The sequence below is a fragment of the Arthrobacter sp. S39 genome, from assembly GCF_004320525.1.
In the GTDB taxonomy this organism is placed as follows: domain Bacteria; phylum Actinomycetota; class Actinomycetes; order Actinomycetales; family Micrococcaceae; genus Arthrobacter.
Genome location: NZ_SIHX01000015.1, coordinates 43,533 through 63,041, shown reverse-complemented (window position 1 = coordinate 63,041; position 19,509 = coordinate 43,533). Strand labels below are relative to the sequence as shown.

General features: G+C 69.5%; 10 protein-coding genes. 3 read left to right on the top strand and 7 right to left on the bottom strand.

The window, feature by feature from the left end; genetic code table 11:
* Nucleotides 1-92: 92 nt before the first annotated feature.
* Genes EYS21_RS20860 through EYS21_RS20850 form a run of 3 tightly spaced genes read right to left on the bottom strand, consistent with a single transcriptional unit; the run spans nt 93 to nt 9,864 of the window.
* A complete protein-coding gene (locus tag EYS21_RS20860) occupies nt 93-5,006 on the bottom strand; it encodes a hypothetical protein (RefSeq protein ID WP_131135159.1) in 4,914 nt (1,637 codons plus the stop codon).
* Nucleotides 5,007-5,020: 14 nt separating this feature from the next.
* Nucleotides 5,021-8,278, bottom strand: coding sequence for a hypothetical protein (locus tag EYS21_RS20855; RefSeq protein WP_131135158.1), 3,258 nt, complete (start codon nt 8,276-8,278; stop codon nt 5,021-5,023).
* Entirely contained in the window at nt 8,278-9,864 is a 1,587-nt protein-coding gene (locus EYS21_RS20850; protein WP_131135157.1) for an alpha/beta fold hydrolase, read from the bottom strand. Before EYS21_RS20850 ends, EYS21_RS20855 begins: the two co-directional genes overlap by 1 nt.
* Before the next feature lie 176 nt (nt 9,865-10,040).
* Here EYS21_RS20850 and EYS21_RS20845 point away from each other — a divergent pair, with 176 nt between their 5' ends.
* A complete protein-coding gene (locus EYS21_RS20845) occupies nt 10,041-11,069 on the top strand; it encodes a M12 family metallopeptidase (protein ID WP_131135156.1) in 1,029 nt (342 codons plus the stop codon).
* Between the two features lie 133 nt (nt 11,070-11,202).
* A complete protein-coding gene (locus tag EYS21_RS20840) occupies nt 11,203-11,451 on the top strand; it encodes a hypothetical protein (protein WP_131135155.1) in 249 nt (82 codons plus the stop codon).
* On the opposite strand, the gene EYS21_RS20835 is transcribed toward EYS21_RS20840, so the two are convergent.
* A complete protein-coding gene (locus EYS21_RS20835; protein WP_131135154.1) occupies nt 11,445-12,185 on the bottom strand; it encodes a bacterial transcriptional activator domain-containing protein in 741 nt (246 codons plus the stop codon). The two genes, EYS21_RS20840 and EYS21_RS20835, sit on opposite strands and share 7 nt — an antisense overlap.
* Before the next feature lie 180 nt (nt 12,186-12,365).
* Between EYS21_RS20835 and EYS21_RS20830 the strand changes: the two genes are divergently transcribed.
* Nucleotides 12,366-13,193, top strand: a complete 828-nt coding sequence (locus EYS21_RS20830) for a DNA/RNA non-specific endonuclease (protein ID WP_131135153.1) — start codon at nt 12,366-12,368, stop codon at nt 13,191-13,193.
* A 37-nt stretch (nt 13,194-13,230) separates the two neighbouring features.
* On the opposite strand, the gene EYS21_RS20825 is transcribed toward EYS21_RS20830, so the two are convergent.
* The 3 genes from EYS21_RS20825 to EYS21_RS20815 are packed head-to-tail and all read right to left on the bottom strand — an operon-like array spanning nt 13,231 to nt 19,451.
* Entirely contained in the window at nt 13,231-15,270 is a 2,040-nt protein-coding gene (locus tag EYS21_RS20825) for a M36 family metallopeptidase (protein WP_131135152.1), read from the bottom strand.
* 23 nt (nt 15,271-15,293) lie between these two features.
* Complete coding sequence (locus EYS21_RS20820) at nt 15,294-17,246, bottom strand: M20/M25/M40 family metallo-hydrolase (protein ID WP_131135151.1); 1,953 nt, start codon at nt 17,244-17,246, stop codon at nt 15,294-15,296.
* A 27-nt stretch (nt 17,247-17,273) separates the two neighbouring features.
* On the bottom strand, nt 17,274-19,451 hold the full coding sequence (locus EYS21_RS20815) for a VCBS repeat-containing protein (protein WP_131135150.1): 2,178 nt from the start codon (nt 19,449-19,451) through the stop codon (nt 17,274-17,276).
* Nucleotides 19,452-19,509: the final 58 nt, after the last annotated feature.

The window sequence follows — 19,509 nt, the reverse complement described above, 5'->3', positions numbered from 1 at the left end:
AACGCCAATTCTCGGTTCAACAAATTAGTTCATAAAACGACATGGCGACAACGCATTTCTTCATCGAACTAATTCACCCGGTTCAGGCCCGCCTACAGCGCCACACTGTCCGCATAGACGAGGCGCGGCACGCGGGCGCTGCGCTCACCCGGTGCGGGGTCGGCGTCGAGCAGTTCATGTTCCTCGACCAGCACCCGCCACAGCGGGTCCGGTCTCCCCGGCTGGCGCAGGCCCGGGACGCTGGCCGCATCCCCGGCTGGAGTCCCGGCGTTCGGCGGCAGGTTGATGGCCCCGGACCAGGTAGCCCGGAACCCGCCGCTTTCTTCGACGCTGACGGCAAGCAGCAGCCAGCTGGACACCGTCTGCCATTCGAGGTCGCCCGCCCCGGCAGCCCGGCTTTGCACCGACGCACGGACCGTCCGGGACTGCTGCAGCCGGGATGCCCTGGTGGCGGCCTCGCCCGTGGGGCTGTCGGCGCTGAGCTGCTCCCCCGGCAGGCCCGGCGCCCCGTGCGGATCCCAGCGGAGCCAGCTGACCACCCCGGTCAGTGTCACGTGGACATGCCCTGCGTCAGGCCGGCTGACCGTCAGCGTCCGGGCGGGCAGGGGCTGCACCCAGCCGGTCAGCGCCACCGGGGAGAGCTCGCAGCCGGGGATCGAGTGTGGCTGGTAGCGGGCCACCGCCAGGCGCACGAAGGGCCACAGGGCTGGTGTCTCGTGGATGGCTACATCGACAAACCAGCGGCCCGAAGCCTCGTCGTACTCCGGCTGGTAACCCAGGACCCGGACCGATGGGCGGCCGCGGACGTCCCGCAATGGCACGGACGCGGCGACGGCCACAGGATTCCCGGGCGCGTCGGGCCAGCCGCGGTCCCGCCCGCCGGGCGGCCTGCCCCCAAGAGGTGGGCTGATGCCGATGCCCTCCGCTGCGCCCGTTTCCACGAGGTCAAGCATGAGCTGGTCGACCGTGAGCAGGGGCGGCACGGTGGGCGAGGACGTGCTGCCGCCATGCTGGATGATCGGGTCCGCTGCCCACAGGCTGGTGGCGGCGTCGGGTGTCTGCCGGGCCTTGGGCCGGCGGGCCCAGGAACCGTCCGGTTGCTGCACCCATTCATCGGGATCGAAGACGAGCACGCCGAGCAGTTCGCCGTCGCCGGACGAGAACCATGGCCGGGCCAGCCAGATGCGCACGCCGGAGCGCCGGACTTGCCGCCAGGCGAAGGGGCCGGCCGGTTCGGGCGCCGCCTCCCAGCGCAGCAGCGGTACTGCATCGACAACAAGGGGTGCGGCGGGGCGTGCCGACGAGGGAATGTCGAGCTCCACCGGTTCGCCGGCGAGGACCGGATCCTCCGGGTCAGGCAGTTGCGGGAAGTACTCCGAGTACCGGGTGGCACCCGAGGGAACGTACGTGACGCGCCGGTAGTGGGTGTCCTCGAAGGTCTGCAGCATCCGGTGGAAGCCGATGTTCCGGAGCGCCTTTGCCAGCGGGCCGGTCGGCAGGAAGTCGTACAGGAACAGCACCCCGGTGCGTTCGGCTGCGGCGACGGCGGAACGCACCACGACGTCGGATTTGGACACTGCCTGCGGCCCCGGGGCGGCGGGGTCATCGACGGTCTCGGTCCACCGGGCGCGCACCAGCAGGGTGTCGGTGCTCGGGCCGTGCACGTCCACCAGGCCGGTCAGTGCCGCCACCGCCCGGCCGGGCGGGCGCAGGAACACCTCGAGTGCCCGGAGTTCCGGTGGCCGGACGGGCGCGGGAACGGCATGTACCAGCCGAAGGTCCGTCGACGGCGTCAGCCACCAGGTCCAGCCCGAGGATGCCGCACGCATGAGGGCTGCCGCGGCCACCACCTCGTCGGTGGTGTAGCCGTCTTCGGGGTCTGCGACGCTGGCAAGGTGCGACCGCCACAGGCCGAATTTGTCCAGCGATGCCAGGTCCAGGGTGCTGGAGAGCGCCACCCGCACCTGCTCCCCCGGCGGGACGGACACACGGATTGCGTGGCCGTCGACGCGGGCGGCCAGCGTGTCGCCGGGCTCCAGGACGAGCCGCAGCGGCTGCAGCGCGGGCCACGATCCCGGGTAGGGAACCGTGACGGACTGCAGCGCCCGGGGCTCACGAAGGCCATGCAGCGCGCCCGCCTCATAGAACACCAGCGAGACACCGGTGGCAAAGGGGTCCGGCAGGTAGGGCAGCCGCAGCGCGTCGGTGTGGTGCACCACGTACTGGCCCTCACCGATGGGCCGCCCGCGGTCGGCAGTGATGTCAGCCAGGGTGGCCCGGTGCGCCGACCCGGTGTCCGCCCCGGGCCGGTCCACGAGGGCGATTCCGTTTTGCTCGTCCGTGGTCCTGGGATCGGTGAGGCTTGGCACGAACTGGTCCAGCAGGGTCCCCCGTTCGGCGAGGGCCACCGCGTATTGCCGGCGGATCTCGGCGGCGTTGCCCGTGCCGATCGCGGCGTCGAAATACCCGGCGGCCTCGGCCTCCAGCTGGGTGGCCTTCGGCGGGGCGATGTGCCGCTCGGCGGCGGGCCGCGCATCCGGGTCCCCGCCCGGAAGTCCCTCACCGGGCGGCAGACCGCTCCGGACCACCAGGTGGGCCGGCTGCTCCCCCGTTCCCAGCGCCTGGCGGGCCACGAGGGCAGGAGCCGGAACCGGTTCCCACCGAAGGTAGGGCCGGGGAGCGGTGACGGCGGGCCGGGCGGCCAGCCGAAGTTCCTCCGGCAGTTCCAGGTCATCGTTCCGCGCCAGGCGGGCAAAGTCGGCGGGGTCGACGCGCAGCTGCGGCCGGACACGGAGTGTGTCATTGGATTCCGCGAGGATGCGCGAGGCCGCTTCAACGTCGTCAAGCATGCGCTGTGCCGGCGCCGCCCCCTCGGGAGCTGAGGCCTGGGCCACGAGGCCCGCCAGTGTGGCATCGATGTCCGGGTCGCCTGACAACAGCTCAGCAGGCAGGGCTTTTTCCGGCGCGGCTCCGTCGGCTGTCTGCCCGGCGGCTCGCAAATGCCCGACGACGGCGTCGCGGCGGGCCGCCGCCACCCCGGCACGGTCGCGCGCACCGTAGGAATTCCGCAGCCGGTCAAGGTGGGTACGGGCGGCGGCAACAGCTGCCTCGCTGACTGCTGCCTCGCCGGGAGCATCCGGCGGCATCCGGTGGTGGGGCGCCACCTGGGGAACGGAGTTGCCGGCCAGGTCGACGGCGAGGACCCGGAAGCTGTAGGACGTGCCGTACCGCAGCCGCGGGAGCGATCCCGGTTCCACCCTGGTGGTGATGTGTGCGCCGTCGATTGGCACATCGGGCGGGGTGTCGACGACGGCTTCCGTGGCGCCGTCGGGCCCGGGCGGTTCCACGTGCACGATGGTCAGGCCGGGCCGCGGGGCGGACAGGCTCCAGCCGTCCCAGCCGGCCACCACCTCGTGCAGGTAGTACCCGTTGGTGGTATCGCCCGGGGCCCGGTTGAGCGCGGAGAGCTGGAGGAAGCCGGTGTCGGCTGCGTCCGCCAGGACGGGCACGCCGCCGGGCTGCCCGGTCACCGTGACACGGCGGCGGTGCAGGCTGTGCCACTGCCTTGTGGCGTCGTCCCAAACCTCCACCCGGATGCCGCGGACAACGTCATCCAGGAGCAGCTCGCGGCTGCCGTCGTCCGCGGCCAGCTGCTCGGCCTGCTGCACGCGGGCACGCAGCTGGGCGGCCCGGTTGCGGCGCGCCAGGGCGAAGCCGGTGGCGCGCAGGGTGCCGGGCGCGGACGTGGCGGGGTCGCCATTGGCCTCGCCCGCGTACTGGCGGGCGAGGTTGCGGACATGCTGGTCGAGTTTGAGCCCGGATGCGTCCGGGTCCGCGTCGAGCACCACCCAGTCGTCATCACCCAGCGGCAGCGCGCCGCCCACCCAGGCATTGCTGGACCTGGCCGCGAACACCGGGCCCTCCACCAGCACCGACGTGCGCCGCGGCGGGAGCACCTCGACGTCGGCATCCGGCGTCGAAATGGCGACACTGACCCAGGTGGCACCAGCCAGGGCGGTCCGCGCACCGGCGGCATCCACGCCGTCGAGCACCACATCGATAGCGAGGCCGAGCCGGCGCAGGAGCGCGGGCGTGGAACCGAAGGACGCGGCCTTGGCGTGGAAGTCGTGCTGCGGCCGGTCCGGACGCGGCGTGGGCGGCGCGTCCGGATCAGGCACGGTCCGTGGTTCCTGCTGCGGCTGTTCCGGCCGTTCGTAGTACCGCCGCATCGCGTGGGCGTCCACCAACAGCTGCAGCTGCGGGTTGGCCGAGAGGTCCTGCCCGACGAGGCGGTCGAGGCGCCTTGTGACCCGCAGGTCGGCGTTGGGATCGTCCAGCAGTACCTGGACGGGTGATGGGTTCTCGGCGATCTCCGACTGGTAGGGCGGCAGGGGCGGGAGTTCGCGGCCGTGGCCGCGTTCCGGATCCGCGTCGTCCGGGTCTGTCAGCGGGCCGATCGTGGCCAGTGCATCCCTGAGGCGCTGCGCGGGGACCTGCAGCGCGCGCCGTGAACGTGCGGGGGCGTCCCGCAGGAGCCGCCGCAAGGCGCCCCGCTCGTCAAGATTGGCGAGCGTTTCCAGCAGGCCGCCCGCCACCGGGTCGTTCGCCAGGCCGGGCTTGAGCGCCGGCGCGGCAGTGATGGCGGCGAGGTGCAGGTCCACGGCGTGGTCGCTCATCCGGCTCGCGGGATTGGTGCGCCAGGTTTCGCCGGACAGAACGGGCGTGGGGAACGTGGCAACGGGGATGCCGGGCGGCAGGACGGCGGCCCAGGCGCCGGTGTCTGCGGCGGACACCACCCGCAGCGGCAACGCCGTGCCCGGATTCAGCGAGGTAGTCAGCGTCAGGGTGCAGCCTGCCAGTGTGCCCGGCCAGTCCGCGGCCGCCGGATAACCGGAAAGCAGGGCACCGCCGCCCGTCAGTTTGTGGGTGATGAAGACGGTGAGGTGGAACGGCGCGTCGTCCGCAAGCGAGTACGGCAGCGCGGTGGCCAGGACAGTGGTGGGCATCGGTTTCTCCTGCCTTAGGCCGGCACGGGCGCGAACGCGCCGCAGTACTCGGCCCAGTCCGCGTTCATGCCGTCCGCGTCGGGCGGCATCACCTGGTACATCGTGGGGTCCCCCTTCGAGCCTGCCAGTTTGCGTTCAACGGAGATCTCCACGGAGGCGGAGAAGAACAGCACGTCCACCTCCACCACCAGCGAGGCCCGGCCAATCAGCTTGCCGGTCTCGAAGTGGTAGACCAGCGACAGCTCCAGGGTGATCGACGCACTGATAAGCCCCAGCACGTCCACCTCGCCGCGGATGCGGAAATACGCGGCGAGCAGGCCCTTGTCCGCCTCGAGCCGGAGGTACACGCCGACGGCGATGGACACCGAGCCGGACGCCACACCCAGGTCCACCGACAGGCACGCGCACGCCTCCAGCCCCAGCTCCAGGAGCACCAGGCCCTTCGGCGACGCCCGCAGCACCAGCCACCCGCCGCCGCCGATGCACATCACGGTGAGCCGGAACGGTGCCTCCTTGGAGCAGAAGTTGAATCCCACCGTCAGTGCCTCGCCGAGGAACGGGACCCGGGCATCGGCGCCGAGTGAGATGTTCTCGAGGCTGAAGACTCCGACGGACACGTTGGGCAGCGTCAGGTCGAAGCCGGCAGTAACCCCGGACGGTGTGACGTCCACGTAGGGCGGGTCGGAGAACCCGTCGAACGGGATGAGTTCGCGCAGCCGGTCAACGAAGGACAGCGGCCCGAGGAAGCCGATGCCGCCGAAGACCACGTCCACCTCGGGCTTGCCGGCCGATCCGGCGTGGAACCCGATCCGCCGGAACATCAGCCTCATCAGGGCCGCGGACCCGTCGCCGATCAGGTTCAGGTCGAAGTCGACGATCTCCGCCACGATGTCCACTGCCGGCGGGGCACTCGCCGACGCCCGGACTTCGACGTCAACGTGCAGTGCGTGCTCGTCCCTGGGCTTGAAGATGTTGGGAACCCCCGGAAGGCCCCATGGCTTGATTGCCGGGCGCCAGCGCAGCTGCGCGGTGACCTGTCCGCCAGCGGCACCCTGCAGCAGCTGCGCCAGGCCGGCGGCGTCCTTGGCGAGGCCGGTGAGGGTTTTCAGCGCCTGCACCGGTTTTTCCAGCGCTGAGCGGACGGCGGCGGGAACCCCCGGCACGCCAATGGCGTCGAGGAGCGGCTGCAGTTCCCCGGCGAGGGCGACGGCGGCGGTGCTGACGGCGTCCGGGCTGCCGGGCAGGCCCCGGACGGCGGTGATCAGCGCGTCGAGGCGCGCGTCCAGCACAGCGGTCCGCGCGTCGAGCCGGTCCTTGGCGTGCTGCGCGACCGCCCTGGCGCCATCGTGGGCGGCCTCCGTGACCTCGCCGGCCAGCCGCGTGCCGGCGTCGTCCAGCGCATCCCGGAGGCGCTGTGCTTCGGTGAGCAGCCTGGTGACGGCGTCCAGGGCGTCGGAAACAAACGCCGGGGCTTCGTCGAAAGCGGCCACCTTGAGCAGGTCCAGCAGGCTGAAGAGGCCGAACAGTTTGGGCATGGCACCGGACAGGAACGACGCGGGATCGAACGTGCCGGCGTCGAACGGAGAGGGCGCGTTGCCGCTTTCGCCGATCGCGCCGAGGGCGCGGGAGATCCCCTTGACGGACAGGTTGGGGGCGATGAACCCGCCGGCCCGGTCGGAGCCGGTGGTGAAGTCGACAGCGGCGGGCGGGCTTTTCAGGGCGAGGACCAGCTCACCGGCGTTGGGCGTCCCCGGCACCGGTTTGTCGTCTGGGCCCCGCGCGGGCAGGCCGTCGGCGAGGTAGGGCTTGGCGTACACAAGGTCGACCGCCGGCGCCTGCGGTGCCAGGTGCCGCATGGAGGGCACCACGGCTCGCGCTTCGGTCAGGAACGGCCGCGACGTGACGTTCGCCTGGTCGATCTCCCCGTCGAAGACCAGGTGCGCGACGTCCACCGAGGTGTCCCCGGCCTTCACCGGCGCGGCGACCGCGAGCGCCTGGCCGCGTCCCTGGATCTGCCGCACCGGGAAGTACCGTGGGGAGGCGTCCTCGGCGTGGAAGATGAAGGTCTGCGGTCCGTCCCTGCCGGCCTGGACGAACACCAGCGGTGCGGCCCAGCTGCGTGTCCCTCCTCCGCGGTCGACGGTGGTCAGCGTAAACGGGAACGGAACCCCGTTGCGGGTGGGCACAAACGGCTGCTGGTCCCCGGGCGGCTTGTCGATATCGGGCGTGACCAGGGGGCTGACCGTGACCTGGCCGAAGGGGTTGTCCCTGTCAGCGGGCGGATAGGTGCGGGTGGGCTGGCGAACGATGATGAACCAGCGCTGCCACAGGTAGGCGACCGGCCGGTCGCGGTGCTTGACCTCGCGCTCGGTGATCTTCACCAGGAAGCAGCGGTGCCCGAACGGGAAGAGGATCCCGGGATAGGCCACCCGGACGTACCCGTCCCGGCCCATAAACGCCTGGTGGCGGTAGTCGACGATGTTCGAGGGAAACTCCCACGACTGCTTCCAGTCGAACCACGCGCCCAGGCTGGAAAGCGACAGGTTGCTGACCAGCAGCGGCGTGTTGGCGTTGGCGGGGTCCCCGCCGCTGGTCTGGTCAACGATCGCGGTGCGGTCGAACGGGATGAGCGGCTGGTCGAAACCCGGCGGGGGCAGCTCACTGTCGCGGGTCCACAGGGCACGGACGATGCGCTGGTCCGTGTCGCCGTCGTCCGTTCCGGTATCCGTACGGACCGTCAGGTGCGTGCGCCAGAGTTCTGCACGGCTTGGCGGGCCCACCGGCGTGCTGGAGTGCCGGAAGGCGCCCAGCCTGCTGGGCGAGACAATAAGGCGGTAGGGGGCCTCGATGGCCGTCTCCAGGTCTCCCGGCCTGTGGATGCCGCGGTACCCGGCTTCGCCCGCCGGCGTTGCGTTCGGTGAGACCCGCAGGGTGAGGCTCCGCAGGGCCTCCAGCACGCTCTCCAGGGTGTACGTGATGCGGGTGCCTTCGGGAACCTCATAGACGAGGCGGCTCCGACCGGCCGCCACGTGATCCGACGGGCGTGGTGGCTGCGCGGGAGGGGGTGGCGGCGCGCCGGCCTGCCACACTTCCTCCCCCACGTGCTGCGGCGGAAAATGCACCACCAGGGACGCATCCGCACCGGCAACCAGCTCTGCACCGCCCTCGGTGGGTTCGATGGTGCAGCCCGGCGCCTCGAGCCGCAGGTCGATGAGGTCATGCGTGCGCAGCAGGCGGACCTCGACGGGTGGTTCTTCACCCCGTGGCGCCATCAGGCGGACACCGTCCGGGGCGTGACAGTCAGCCGGATGCCGGCGTTCGCGCCCAGCAGTTCCCGGGAGAACCCGGGGACGCCGATGCGCCCGCGCCAGAACCTCGGCGTGGCTTCCGTGTCCGCGATGAAGTCCTTCTCTTCGGGGTTCCAGTCCCTGATGGCTGAGGGAACCGTGCTTGTCCAGGCGGCCCAGGCCCGGGGCAGCCCGCCGTCGGGGCCGGGCGGTTCGATGTCCACCAGCAGGGCATCCATCCAGTCCTCGGTCTGCTCCATGTGGTCGTCGAAGAAGAACCTGCCCTGCCGTTCCTTGATGGACATGAGCCGCAGCTTGAGCGCATGCCGCAGCCGGGGCACCTCCTTGCCGGCGACCCTCGGCCGGGGTGCACGCGACGACAGGAAGGTGGTCAGCAACGGCACGGGCGTATCAATGGGGTTCCCTTCCTTCCAGTGCTCGATCTGCACGGGACAGAAGTGGGCGGCGCTCTGCTCGTGGACCAGCACTGGCAGCCCGCGGATCGCCAGGCCCACGTCAAGCTGGAATTCGATGTCGCTGGGGGCGTCCCGGCCTACCGTGAACCCCATCAGCTCGACCTCGATCTTGAGGTCGCCGAAAAGGAACCGCTGCAGGTTCTGGTATCCCTCTTCCGAGTTGACGATGCCGTAGCGGCCGCTGTGGCTGCGGTGCACCACGGCCAGGGGCGCACCCCGGACGGCGGCGTTTTCGATCTGCACCAGCCCGTCGCTGCGGGCCCCCACCGCCTTTGACGAGAGGCCGAAAGCCACGTCGTAGTCCTCGGGGTTGGACCCCACCAGGCAGAACAGCTCATCCACCGGGAACCCGTCGTCCGGCATGCTGGTTCCACTGAAGTCCTCGCGGGTCCGCCGGGCCCGCAGCGCCGGCGCGGTGAGGTATTCATACATCCGGTCCGGCCCGAAGATGTCCGCGCCCTGGAAGCCGGTGGCGTCGCGGATACGCTCCAGCAGGCCAAAGCCGACGGCGAAGCTGATGCCGCCGTGCGGGGTGGCATAGGTGAACACCCGGGCCACGTAGTTGGCACCGGCGGCGGGGTCGATGGCGCCGCCGCCGTCCGCGGCCAGCTGTTCGGGGATCACGCGCTGCAGGAGCGAACGGCAGATCAGGCCGCCCATGGAATGGGCCACGAGGAACACCTTGGGCGCGCCGGTCTTCTCCAGTACCAGCTTGATGAGTTCGAACAGATCCGCGGCTGCCCGTTCGAAGGAAAAGTTCTCCGGATCCTCCGAGAACGTTGCGGCGGCGTCGTCATAGAACCGGTGGATCCAGACGGAGGCCGCATTCACCGAGCCGGGGTCGACGCTCTGGAGATAAGCCCACTGGTCGCCGTGGACGGGAACCTCGTATTTGTGGTCAGTGATCAGCCGCAGCATCGGGGACTCGAACTGATGGAACTTCGCCCGGCCGCTGCTGTCGGCCCGGACGTGCACCGATCCCTGGCTGAAACCGTAGAACGGATCGTCCACCGCACTGTTGATCGCTGAGCCGTTGCCCGCGAACCCGCGGACGTAGATGACCGGTAGCCTGCCGTCGTCGCCGGGATTGCCCATCTCGCAGCCTCTTTCAGTAAGTGGGCGCCCCCGCACCCGCCAGGGACCGGAGGCACACTCGTGCGGGCAGTAGAGCACCCAAAGCGTTACTGCGGTGTTACCGCCGCTGATAACGCGGCAGTAACGGGTCCGCCGCTCTACTGGATCAAGGAGCCGCCGCACCGAAGGAGCCCGCCATGACCAAGACCGTCCCCCAGCCGCACTGTGACGTGCGGCCGCAAACAAGGCCGCTGCTCCGGCCGGACCTTTCCCCCGCCAGGGACCGCCTTATACGGCTGCTGCGGCTGAAATGGGTCAACGGCACGGTGCTGCACTACTGGTTCCTCGACGGCCCTGCGCCGCAGAAGGAAGCGGTGCGGAAAGCCTTCAAGGAGTGGAAGGACCTGGGGATCGGGCTGGTCTTCACGGAGGTGGCGGACCGCAGCGAATCCGAAGTGCGGATCGCCTTTGACCAGGCGGACGGCTCGTGGTCCTACGTGGGGCGCGATGTCCTGAGCATCAGCGCCAACGAACCCACCATGAACTTCGGCTGGGACCTGACCGATGACTACGGCCGGACCACCGCACTGCACGAGATAGGCCACACGCTGGGCATGCCGCACGAGCACCAGAACCCGTTCGCCGGCATTGTCTGGGACGAGCCCAAGGTATATGCGTACTTCACCGGCGCCCCCAACCACTGGACGCCCGAGCAGACACTGCACAACGTGCTGCGGAAGATCGACGTCAGCGAAGTCGAAGGGTCCCCCTGGGATCCGGATTCGGTGATGGAGTACTGGTTCCCCGCGGGACTGATCACGGAGCCTGCACGGTTCAAGACCGGCCTCAAGCCCCCGGGCGGGCTGTCCGACGCCGACAAGGAGTGGGTGCGCAGGTTCTTCCCGACGCTGGAGCCCACAGTGCCCGTCCTGCTGCCGTTCCAGTCGGTTCCGCTGTCGCTGTCCCCGGCCGGCCAGGCGGACTTCTCCATCCAGCCGCAGGCTTCGCGCACGTACGAGATCGCCACGTTTGGCACCTCGGATACCGTGCTGGTGCTCTTCGAGGAGATCGACGGCGAGCTGCGCTTTGTGGCCGGCGACGACGACAGCGGCGAGGACCGGAATTCCCGCGTCAGCGCGAAACTGTTCCAGGGCCGCAACTATGTGGTGCGCGTCCGCCTGTACTGGGCGGGCGAGTCGGGCCAGACAGCTGTTATGTACTGGTAGCAGCTCCAAGGGCCCAATCTTGAGCAAACCTTATGCCTAACCACGCTGATTCCTGATTCTCGTACTGGACCATCAAGGCAGCCGGGGGGTGCAAGCCAGCAGAGGCAACCGGCTGGGATAAAGGTGGAATGCCATGGCACACGGGGACGGACAGCCGGGAAGCGCCGGCGACGGCACGGATTCCGGTGCGCCGTCCCACACCCAGGGCACCCTGGTCATCCGCACGTGGTGGGAACCGGACCACGTGCACGGCTTCCGTGCCAGGGTCACGTCCCAGCTTCCGGAGGCCGGGCAAACAACGGTCACCACCGCAGATCCTGAAGAGGTCCTGGCTGTTGTGCGCCGCTGGCTCCTCGCCCGGCCGGGAACCGACAATCAGTAGGCGTCGCCCGGCCGTGAGGACTGGCTCTCCCGGACCTCGTTGACGAGCCGGAGGATGGCCTCCGACGGCGAAAGGCCCATTTCCTCCTGCAACTTGGTCCGGTACTTCTCGAACGCACGCAGCGCGGCGACGGTATTGCCTTGCCGGCTTTCGGACCGGATCAGCAGCGCAACTGCGCTTTCGTAGAGGGGCTCCACCTCCAGGGCCGCCTGGGATGCTTCCAGGGCAGTCTCATAGTCACCGCGGGCCAGGGATTCGCGGGCGATGATGTTGAACGCGTGGAGCCGCTCCTGGCTCAGCCGGCCCTGTTCAAACAGCACCCAGTCCTCATACCAGCCCGGGAGCAGTTCGGCGTCCCGGAGCAGGGCCAGGCAGGAGGCAACGTTTCCGTTGAGCCCTGGTTGGCCCAGCGTCCGGATCCCGGCCCGGACGCGGTGGAGGTCCACCTCCACCTGGCCGTTCAGCGACAGCACGGCGCCGTCGTTGACCAGCAGGCCCGGCAGTTGCCGGGTCACCAGGTGCACGCTGACCCGCAGGCTCTCCAGGGCGCGGGCTTCAGCCTTGTCCGGCCAGAGAAGGCCAACGAGGAAGCTCCGGGGGCGGGGGCCGGTAATCGCCAGGGCAGTAATCAGCCGCTGCTGCCGGGCCGCGACATGCACGACGTCGGCATCACGGCTGAGCTGCCAGGTTTGAAGCAGGCGCAACTGAAAATGGCCATAGCCGTCTTCGCCCATGGGTTCCCCCCAATTCAGTCTGGGTCTGATGAGCTGGAACTTATGTAGCAATGACGATCCGCAGTTTGACGTGGCATGTCAATGACATTCTGCCCGTGTCGTATGCGGGAGCCGCTGCAACTGATCCGCTGTGGGGCGCCGTAACGCCCGGATAACGGTCCCCGGGCTAGTGTCCGAAGCATGGGCCAGAACCAGGAACTCCACGGCGGCGGATATTCTCCCGACTTCCTCGGTGAGCCTCTCGGACCGCCGGCGATCGGCACGGCAATTGAGGACGACACCGTCCAGCTCGACGGGTCCGTCATCATTCCTTACACCCACTTCTCACTCGCCCTGAGCAAGTCGCGGCGGTTCGCGCGGTGGGTGGCCTGGAATATCGACGGCGGCAACCTCAAGCGGGTCAGCCGCAAGGGCATCTCCTTCGTCAAGGATCCCCGGATCCCTGCACCCTTCCAGAACGGCGACGAGCTCTACAGCGGCAACCGCCTGGACCGTGGACACCTCGCCCGGCGCGCGGACCTTGTCTGGGGCGACCTGTCCGAGGCGGAGAGCGCCAACAACGACTCGTTTTTCTTCACCAACATCGCCCCGCACATGGACGACTTCAACCAAAGCAGCAAGAACGGGGTCTGGGGGCAGCTCGAGGAAGCGGTCTTCGCCGACGTCGACGTGCAGGACTTGAAGATCAGTGTTTTTGGCGGGCCCGTGTTCCAGGACAATGACCGCGAATACCGGGGAGTCCGGCTGCCGCGGGAGTACTGGAAGATCCTTGCCTATGTGGAGCAGGGCCTGTTCAAGAGCGACGCCTTCCTGCTGAGCCAGAACCTCAACCCGTTCGAGGCGCTGGACCTGGATGAGTTCCGGGCTTTCCAGGTCAGCACGGCCGAGCTGGAGGAGCGCACGGGCCTTCAGTTTGCGGACGCACTGCGGGGCGCGGATGCCTTCGTGCCTCTCCCCGGGCCCGGCGACCGTGAGCCCCTCGGCTCCCCGGCCGATATCCAGTGGTGAGCCCCGCCGTCGTCCATCCCTTCAGTCAGGCGCCCGTTCAGTCATCCACCCCGTCCGGGGGGATCGCTGTACCGCCGCGGCAGCCGCTGAACGTGGCGTTCGGGCACGAGGCGTCGAAGCCCATGCCGAACCGGGCGAAGGCCTCCCACGCTGCGCGCCGGACAGCGGCGTACTCCTCTTCGGTGAGCCGGCCGGTGCCCTTCATGGACCTGAAGGCGCGGAGGACGGCGTCGCGCGCTGTCAGGAAGGACGGATTCTTCGGGGTCAGTTTGAGGCCGTCCACCACGGCTTGCCACGCGAGCCGGTAGCCGCGCTCCTTACTTCCGAGGGCGGCGCCGACGCCGCGGGTCAGCTGCATCAGGGCTGCGCACCAGATCTCACCGACGTCGTGCACCTCCTGGTAGGAAAGGTCGGCGTTCGCCGGGCCGTCAACCTGTCCGGTCCCCTTGCCGATGTCGCCGAAGGTCCCGGGGTACTGCGGGTCGTAGGGCCGTTGCCGGATACCGGACTCCCGCCCCGTCACCCAGCTTCCCGTGACCAGGCGCTCAGTGGTGCCCGGGAAGTTGTTGATGGTGAGTGCGAAGAAATCGCTCCAGCCCTCCCCCATGGACACGGACTGGTCTTCGTCCAGGCCTTCGGCGTCCAGCATGCCGCCCACCAGCCGGTTGCTCACGCCGTGGACGTACTCGTGGAACACAACGTCGGAGTCGTTGGCGGTGTGCCGGCCGGTGGAGGTCACCAGGCCCATGTTCATCAGGCCGGCCACCCCGTCGGCGCGGGTGCTCATGTTGGCCGTGCCGACTACGCGGCCGGGGTGGGCGAGGGCGTCGACGGGGTCCGCGCCCCGTCCCAGTCCGCTGGGGTTAATGGCCTGGAAATTTCCTGCCTCCTCAGTGAAGCCAAGCATCAGGAAAAAGTCGTGCATGTAGTTGCAGAAGAAGAAAATGTTGGTGATGAACTGCTCCGGGCTCTCAGGTGCGGGGGCGAAAACGCCGCCGCTGGCCGGCGCAGTGATCTCGAACGGCTTCCTGGTGGTCCCGTTGAGGGCACGCACATTGTTGCCCACCGTGGCCAGCTTCCCGTTCACTGTGCCGGTCCAGGCTCCGAAGGCCGGGAAGCCGGCGGGCGGTTCGACGGGGTATTCGGTTGCGGGCAGGGGGAAGGGAACTTCTTGGAAGCCGGTCTGGGCGGGGTTGCGTGTGAAGACGCGGCCGCCCACAGCGTGGCTGGTGGAGTCGTAGAAGTACAGGATTTCGGGCGCTTCCGGGTCCCTGGTACGCCCATCGGCTTCGACGAAGGCCTTGTACTGGACGATCAGGTCCTCGCGGGAGATCGTGAAGAACCAGGTGAGCCTGAAGCTGCCGCCCATGTCCAGGTACACGAGCCGGGCGGGAATGTCTTCCGCGAAGACTCCCCGGCTGAACGTCATGGGCCGGGACGGCAGGGGCTGGAAGGACAGGCGCCTGAAGTCTGCGTCGGCGACATCGAGCTGCGGCAGCTCGTCGTCGCCAAAGGTTCCCCTCAGGGTCCGCGCCTTGGCCGCTTCCCGGACGGCCACCAGCAGGGCCGCTTCTGCTGCGACTGCGGGTTTGGCCGGGAGGTCCGCGGGCACGCTGACCGTATCCCCGACCAGCCGGTCCACAGCGCCGTCGCTGTGCAGCCAGACCTTCGGCGACATGGACCACACCTCGATGCCGTTCGACATCTGCTGCAGGCTGACCACCCGCAGTCCTTCCGAGGTGGTGGTGATGGTGGGATCCGCCTCGAACTCGGGCGGGACGGCCGCCTCGAACCCGACGGCTTCCGCCACGGACATGGCGTAGGACTTGGCCCTGGCGATGAACTCCGACTCGGAAGGTTGCGCCCCGGCTTCGAAACCGGGTGCATTGGCGGCCCTCAGTTCCGAACGGTGCCCGGTGAAGCGGTTCACCTTGCCGGGTCCGCCAGCCGGGCCGCCGGCCGGTTCCCCATCGGCCCTGGGCGCAGCCCTGCCGGCGCTTTCCCGCGGAGGACGTGCTTCGCCACCCTCGGCGAAGCGGTCGTGGTCCAGGTTGCGTTGATCAATGATCTTGCCCATGACGGTGGTCCTCCCGTGGTTGTTCAGAGTCCTGCGAGTGTCAGTGCCGCCACGGTGACGGCCCGGGCGATCTCTGCGGCGTATTCGGTGTTGTGGTCGGCGTCCTCGAGTATGTCCCCGGGGAGGTGGTACTGCCGGGTGCCGGTGGCGGGCGAGGTGTCGGCGAAGAAATTCTCGGAGACGGCAACCGCCGCCCAGCCGCGTTCGTGGAAGCTCGCGTGGTCGCTGCGGCCGGCGGCCGGGTCCGCGCTCCCGGTGAGCCTCTGAACCTCCAGGCCGGGCTCAACCGCCGCCGCTGCCTCAGCCAACCGGTCGCCCAGGGCGTTGGAAGCAGCCGCCACAGGGCCCGTCACGGCCGTACCGGCATGGATTTCCACCCTGCGGGGACCGTCCTGCAGGCCGGCGATCATGTCCATCTGGAGCACGGCGGCGATGGCCTCGCCGTTGGCGGCCGCGGCGCGCGCGTAGTATTTGCTGCCGATGAGGCCTTGCTCCTCGGCGTTGAACAGGACGAAGCGGACGGTCCGCGCCGGCGTCCTCCCCGCCGCCACCATGGTGCTGAGGCACTCTGCCGCCGCCAGGACCGCGGCCGTGCCGCTTCCGTCGTCGTCGGCTCCCGGGGCCGGGTCGGTGCCGGGATCGTAGGGACGGGGCCTGCCGGCAGGATCGGCGAATTCGCCGTATGCCGCTGTCGAATCGAGGTGGGCCGTGACCAGGACTGCCCCGTCCGATCCCTCGACCCGGTGTTCGGCCTCCACGTTGGCGAGGCGGTGCCCGCGCCAAGTGAAAGGCTGCAATGTGACGGTGAAGCCCAGGCGATGGAACTGTGCCGCCAGGGTATCCACAACCACCATGTTCCCGGGGTTCGAGACGTCGCGGCTGGTGACCACCCGCGGCTCTCCGTCAACCAGCGGCGCTGCGCCAGAGAGGCGTGCGGTGTGCCCGCGGATCGCGGACGATGTGACAGCCGCGCGGACGGCGTCGACGGTTTCGGGTGACGGCCCAGCGGCCGCAAAACCGGGGCGGGGGAACCCGGCGGCGAGCGCCATGGCGTCGAGCTCTCCCGGACGGGCGAGCAGGCCGGGATCGGGAAGCAGACGTTCCGTATGGCCGTGGCGCGCGCCGGGGATATGCAGTTCCTCCAGCGGGGTGCCGGCAGCGGCCGCGATGTAGACGCCGCCGGGTGCCGGACCGAGGGAAACCACCGTCTGCGTCAGTCCGGCCAGCCCGCCCGCCATGAAGGCAAATGCAGAGGAAGCGCGTGCGTGGCCGTCGGCCGGCCCTCCTGCAGGTGCTGCTGCAGGCGTCGGCGCCGCTGGAATGCCCGACGGCGGCGGGGCGGGCCTGTCGTCCCGCACCAGGAACGCCACCGTGTCATCCACCGGTGCCTGCTGGTCCACGGCGAAGCCGGCGTCCACCAGGTGCTCCACGCCGGAGGCAGTGGCCATGGCGAGGACAAGCCGGGCTGACGGGACGTGCACGGGGACAACTTCGGCAGCATTGGCCACCACCCCGAGGTCCGTGAGGCTCTGGTCCTCGGGAAGGCTGATGCGGATCCACAGGACCGGGCGTCCTTCGACGGCTGCACCGGCAAAGACGGGATGCGGAGCAGTGCGGAGTCCGGCCTCGCGGGCAAACGCCCGCTCATCAGGATCTTCACCGACGAAAACGCAGCCTTCCGCGTCAGCGCCCGCAGCGGCCACGGCGCCGTCGAAGATCGCGCGTGAATCCTTCGGTCCCCAGCGGATCAGCGCGCCGTCGGTGAACCGCCCCGGGAACGCCGCACCAAGGGCAGCCGCAGCGTGTGCCCGGGCGCGCTCACCCGGCCCCGGGTTCGAAATGATCCCCACGTCCGTGGCGGCGAGCGCATCGAGGACCTCGTGGACGCGGGGCCGCGGCCGGAAGGTCAGCGAACCGTCGGGGGCAGCGCTCACATCCGCGAGCGTCGCCCCGATATCGAAGTAGACGGTGGCCATCTCCGTGCCTTCCCGACCCAGACCCGGCTAGGCCCGGGCGACGTAGACCCCGGCTTCGCCAAAGCCGACGATGTCTGCCTTGCCGCCCCCGGTCACGTCCACCACGAAACGGGGATGCCGTTCGATCCGCCAGCCGCCGGCGGGGTTTGCGTACCCGAAGTGCGTGTCAACCGGCCCAGGGTGTTCGAAGGCACCGCCGCCCAGGTTCCGGGAGACATAGACTCCGGCTTCGCCGAAGCCCACGATGTCCGGCAGGCCGTCGCCGGTGGTGTCGGCCAGGAGGCGGGGGTGCCGCTCGACACGCCAGCCGCCGGCCACGTAGCCGAAGTCGGCCACCGCCAGCGTCACCGGGCCGTAGCTGCCGTCCGCCTGCGCGAGGGAGACATACACCCCGGCCTCCCCGAAGCCCAGGATGTCCGCCCGCCCGTCGCCGGTCAGGTCCACCACGAACCGTGGGTGCTTCTCCACCCGCCAGCCGCCGGCCACATAGCCGAAGTTGGTCACCACCAGCCGCAGGGCATCGTAGCTGCCGTCCGCCTGGGCGCGGGAGACGTACACCCCGGCCTCGCCGAAGCCCACAATGTCCGCCCGGCCGTCACCGGTGGTGTCGGCCAGGAGCCGTGGGTGCTTCTCCACCCGCCAGCCCCCGGCCACATAGCCGAAGTCGCTCACCACCAGCCGCAGGGCGTCGTAACTGCCGTCCGCCTGCGCCCGGGAAACATAGACTCCTGCGTTGCCGAAGCCCACAATGTCCGCCCGGCCGTCACCGGTGGTATCGGCCAGGAACCGCGGATGGTTCTCCACCCGCCAGCCGCCCGCCACGTAGCCGAAGTTGTCCACCACCCGCCGCAGGGCATCAAAGGTGCCGTCCGCCTGTGCCCGTGAGACGTACACGCCGGCCTCCCCGAAGCCCACGATGTCCGCACGGCCGTCACCGGTGGTATCGGCCAGGAACCGCGGGTGCTTCTCCACCCGCCACCCACCGGCCACGTAGCCGAAGTTGTTCACGGCAAGGTGGGGAACCTCAAAGCGCCCATCCGCCTGGGCACGGGAAAGGTAGACGCCGGCCTCCCCGAAGCCCACGATGTCCGCCCGGCCGTCCGCCGTCGTGTCGGCCAGTATGCGCGGATGGCGGCCCACCTGCCAGCCGCCCGCGGAGGCCCCGTAGTTGCGGACCAGGAGCTGCGGGGACCAGCCCAGATGGGCCGGGGTGTAGCCGCAGAGGGTGAAGGTATTGCCCTTCATGAGGCAGGGGACGCCACCGCCGGAAGTACAGTTTTCGCAGTTGCCGTTGGTGGTCCCGTACCTGCCCCAGCTTCCGCCGCAGTTGCAGCCGCTGACCGCGTACTCGTCGGGGCAGCCGAAGATATGTCCGGTTTCGTGGGCGAAGACCCTGTCGATGTTGTCCGGGCCCCAGCCGTCGTTGTTGTAGTCCATCACGATCCGCGGGCCGCCGATCGACGCGTAGGCGAAGTGCCCGAGCGGGTATTTGGTGAAAAAGCCGCAGAAAGTCCAGCGGGTACCAAAGCGGGTCCGCAGGTCCTCCACGTAGGCGGTGACGCCGCTCCAGTTGGCGCTGTAGCCGATGGCGCCCATGGCCGGATTCCGCCACAGGCCTTCCAGGTCGGCGTTGGCCGGGTCCGCCGGCGTGGCCAGCGTGACGTTCTGGATGTCATACGCAAAGCTGATGCCCGCGATCGGGTTGGCCGTGGCGAAGTACCCCAGGCCGTTCTGGACCTCAGCCACCACCTTCAGGATCTCAGCGTCCGAAAACCGAAGCGCCGCCGTCGGGCCCTGGACGATCACGATGCCCACCGCAACGGTGCCCTCCAGGTAACTGCTGGTTGGCGCGGCGGCGAAGGCCTGGCTGTCGGCTCCGGCCTCTGCCTGCCCCACCGGCACGACGTCGGTGCAGCCGGTCATGTCCCACGGCTCACCCTGCCGGGGACGGTTCTCCTTCGCGGTCCTGAACTCCTGCGAGTCGCGCAGGCGGAGCGCGTCCAGGCCCAGCCGCTCCGTCTCGGTGAGGTCCTCCGGGGGCGCGTCCGGCGCCAGGCCGTTCCGCAGCGGCCCGCCCCCATCGGGCACCACGGCGATCCGGATCCGCCCGTACTGGTGGATTGGCGGGTTCGGATCGGCACCGCTCCTCAGCCCCGGAAAATCGTCCAGGACGGCCTGCTCGCTGACATTCAAATCTCCAGACATTGCCCTCTCCTCACCCAGGCGTACAGCAAGGACTATGCACCGCAGGGCGTTACTGGAG

Coding starts and splice junctions, on each gene's coding strand:
- EYS21_RS20820 (WP_131135151.1), bottom strand. CDS start 17,246: ATGGCCACCGTCTACTTCGATATCGGGGCGACGCTCGCGGATGTGAGC.
- EYS21_RS20815 (WP_131135150.1), bottom strand. CDS start 19,451: ATGTCTGGAGATTTGAATGTCAGCGAGCAGGCCGTCCTGGACGATTTT.
- EYS21_RS20845 (WP_131135156.1), top strand. CDS start 10,041: ATGACCAAGACCGTCCCCCAGCCGCACTGTGACGTGCGGCCGCAAACA.
- EYS21_RS20840 (WP_131135155.1), top strand. CDS start 11,203: ATGGCACACGGGGACGGACAGCCGGGAAGCGCCGGCGACGGCACGGAT.
- EYS21_RS20860 (WP_131135159.1), bottom strand. CDS start 5,006: ATGCCCACCACTGTCCTGGCCACCGCGCTGCCGTACTCGCTTGCGGAC.
- EYS21_RS20855 (WP_131135158.1), bottom strand. CDS start 8,278: ATGGCGCCACGGGGTGAAGAACCACCCGTCGAGGTCCGCCTGCTGCGC.
- EYS21_RS20830 (WP_131135153.1), top strand. CDS start 12,366: ATGGGCCAGAACCAGGAACTCCACGGCGGCGGATATTCTCCCGACTTC.
- EYS21_RS20835 (WP_131135154.1), bottom strand. CDS start 12,185: ATGGGCGAAGACGGCTATGGCCATTTTCAGTTGCGCCTGCTTCAAACC.
- EYS21_RS20825 (WP_131135152.1), bottom strand. CDS start 15,270: ATGGGCAAGATCATTGATCAACGCAACCTGGACCACGACCGCTTCGCC.
- EYS21_RS20850 (WP_131135157.1), bottom strand. CDS start 9,864: ATGGGCAATCCCGGCGACGACGGCAGGCTACCGGTCATCTACGTCCGC.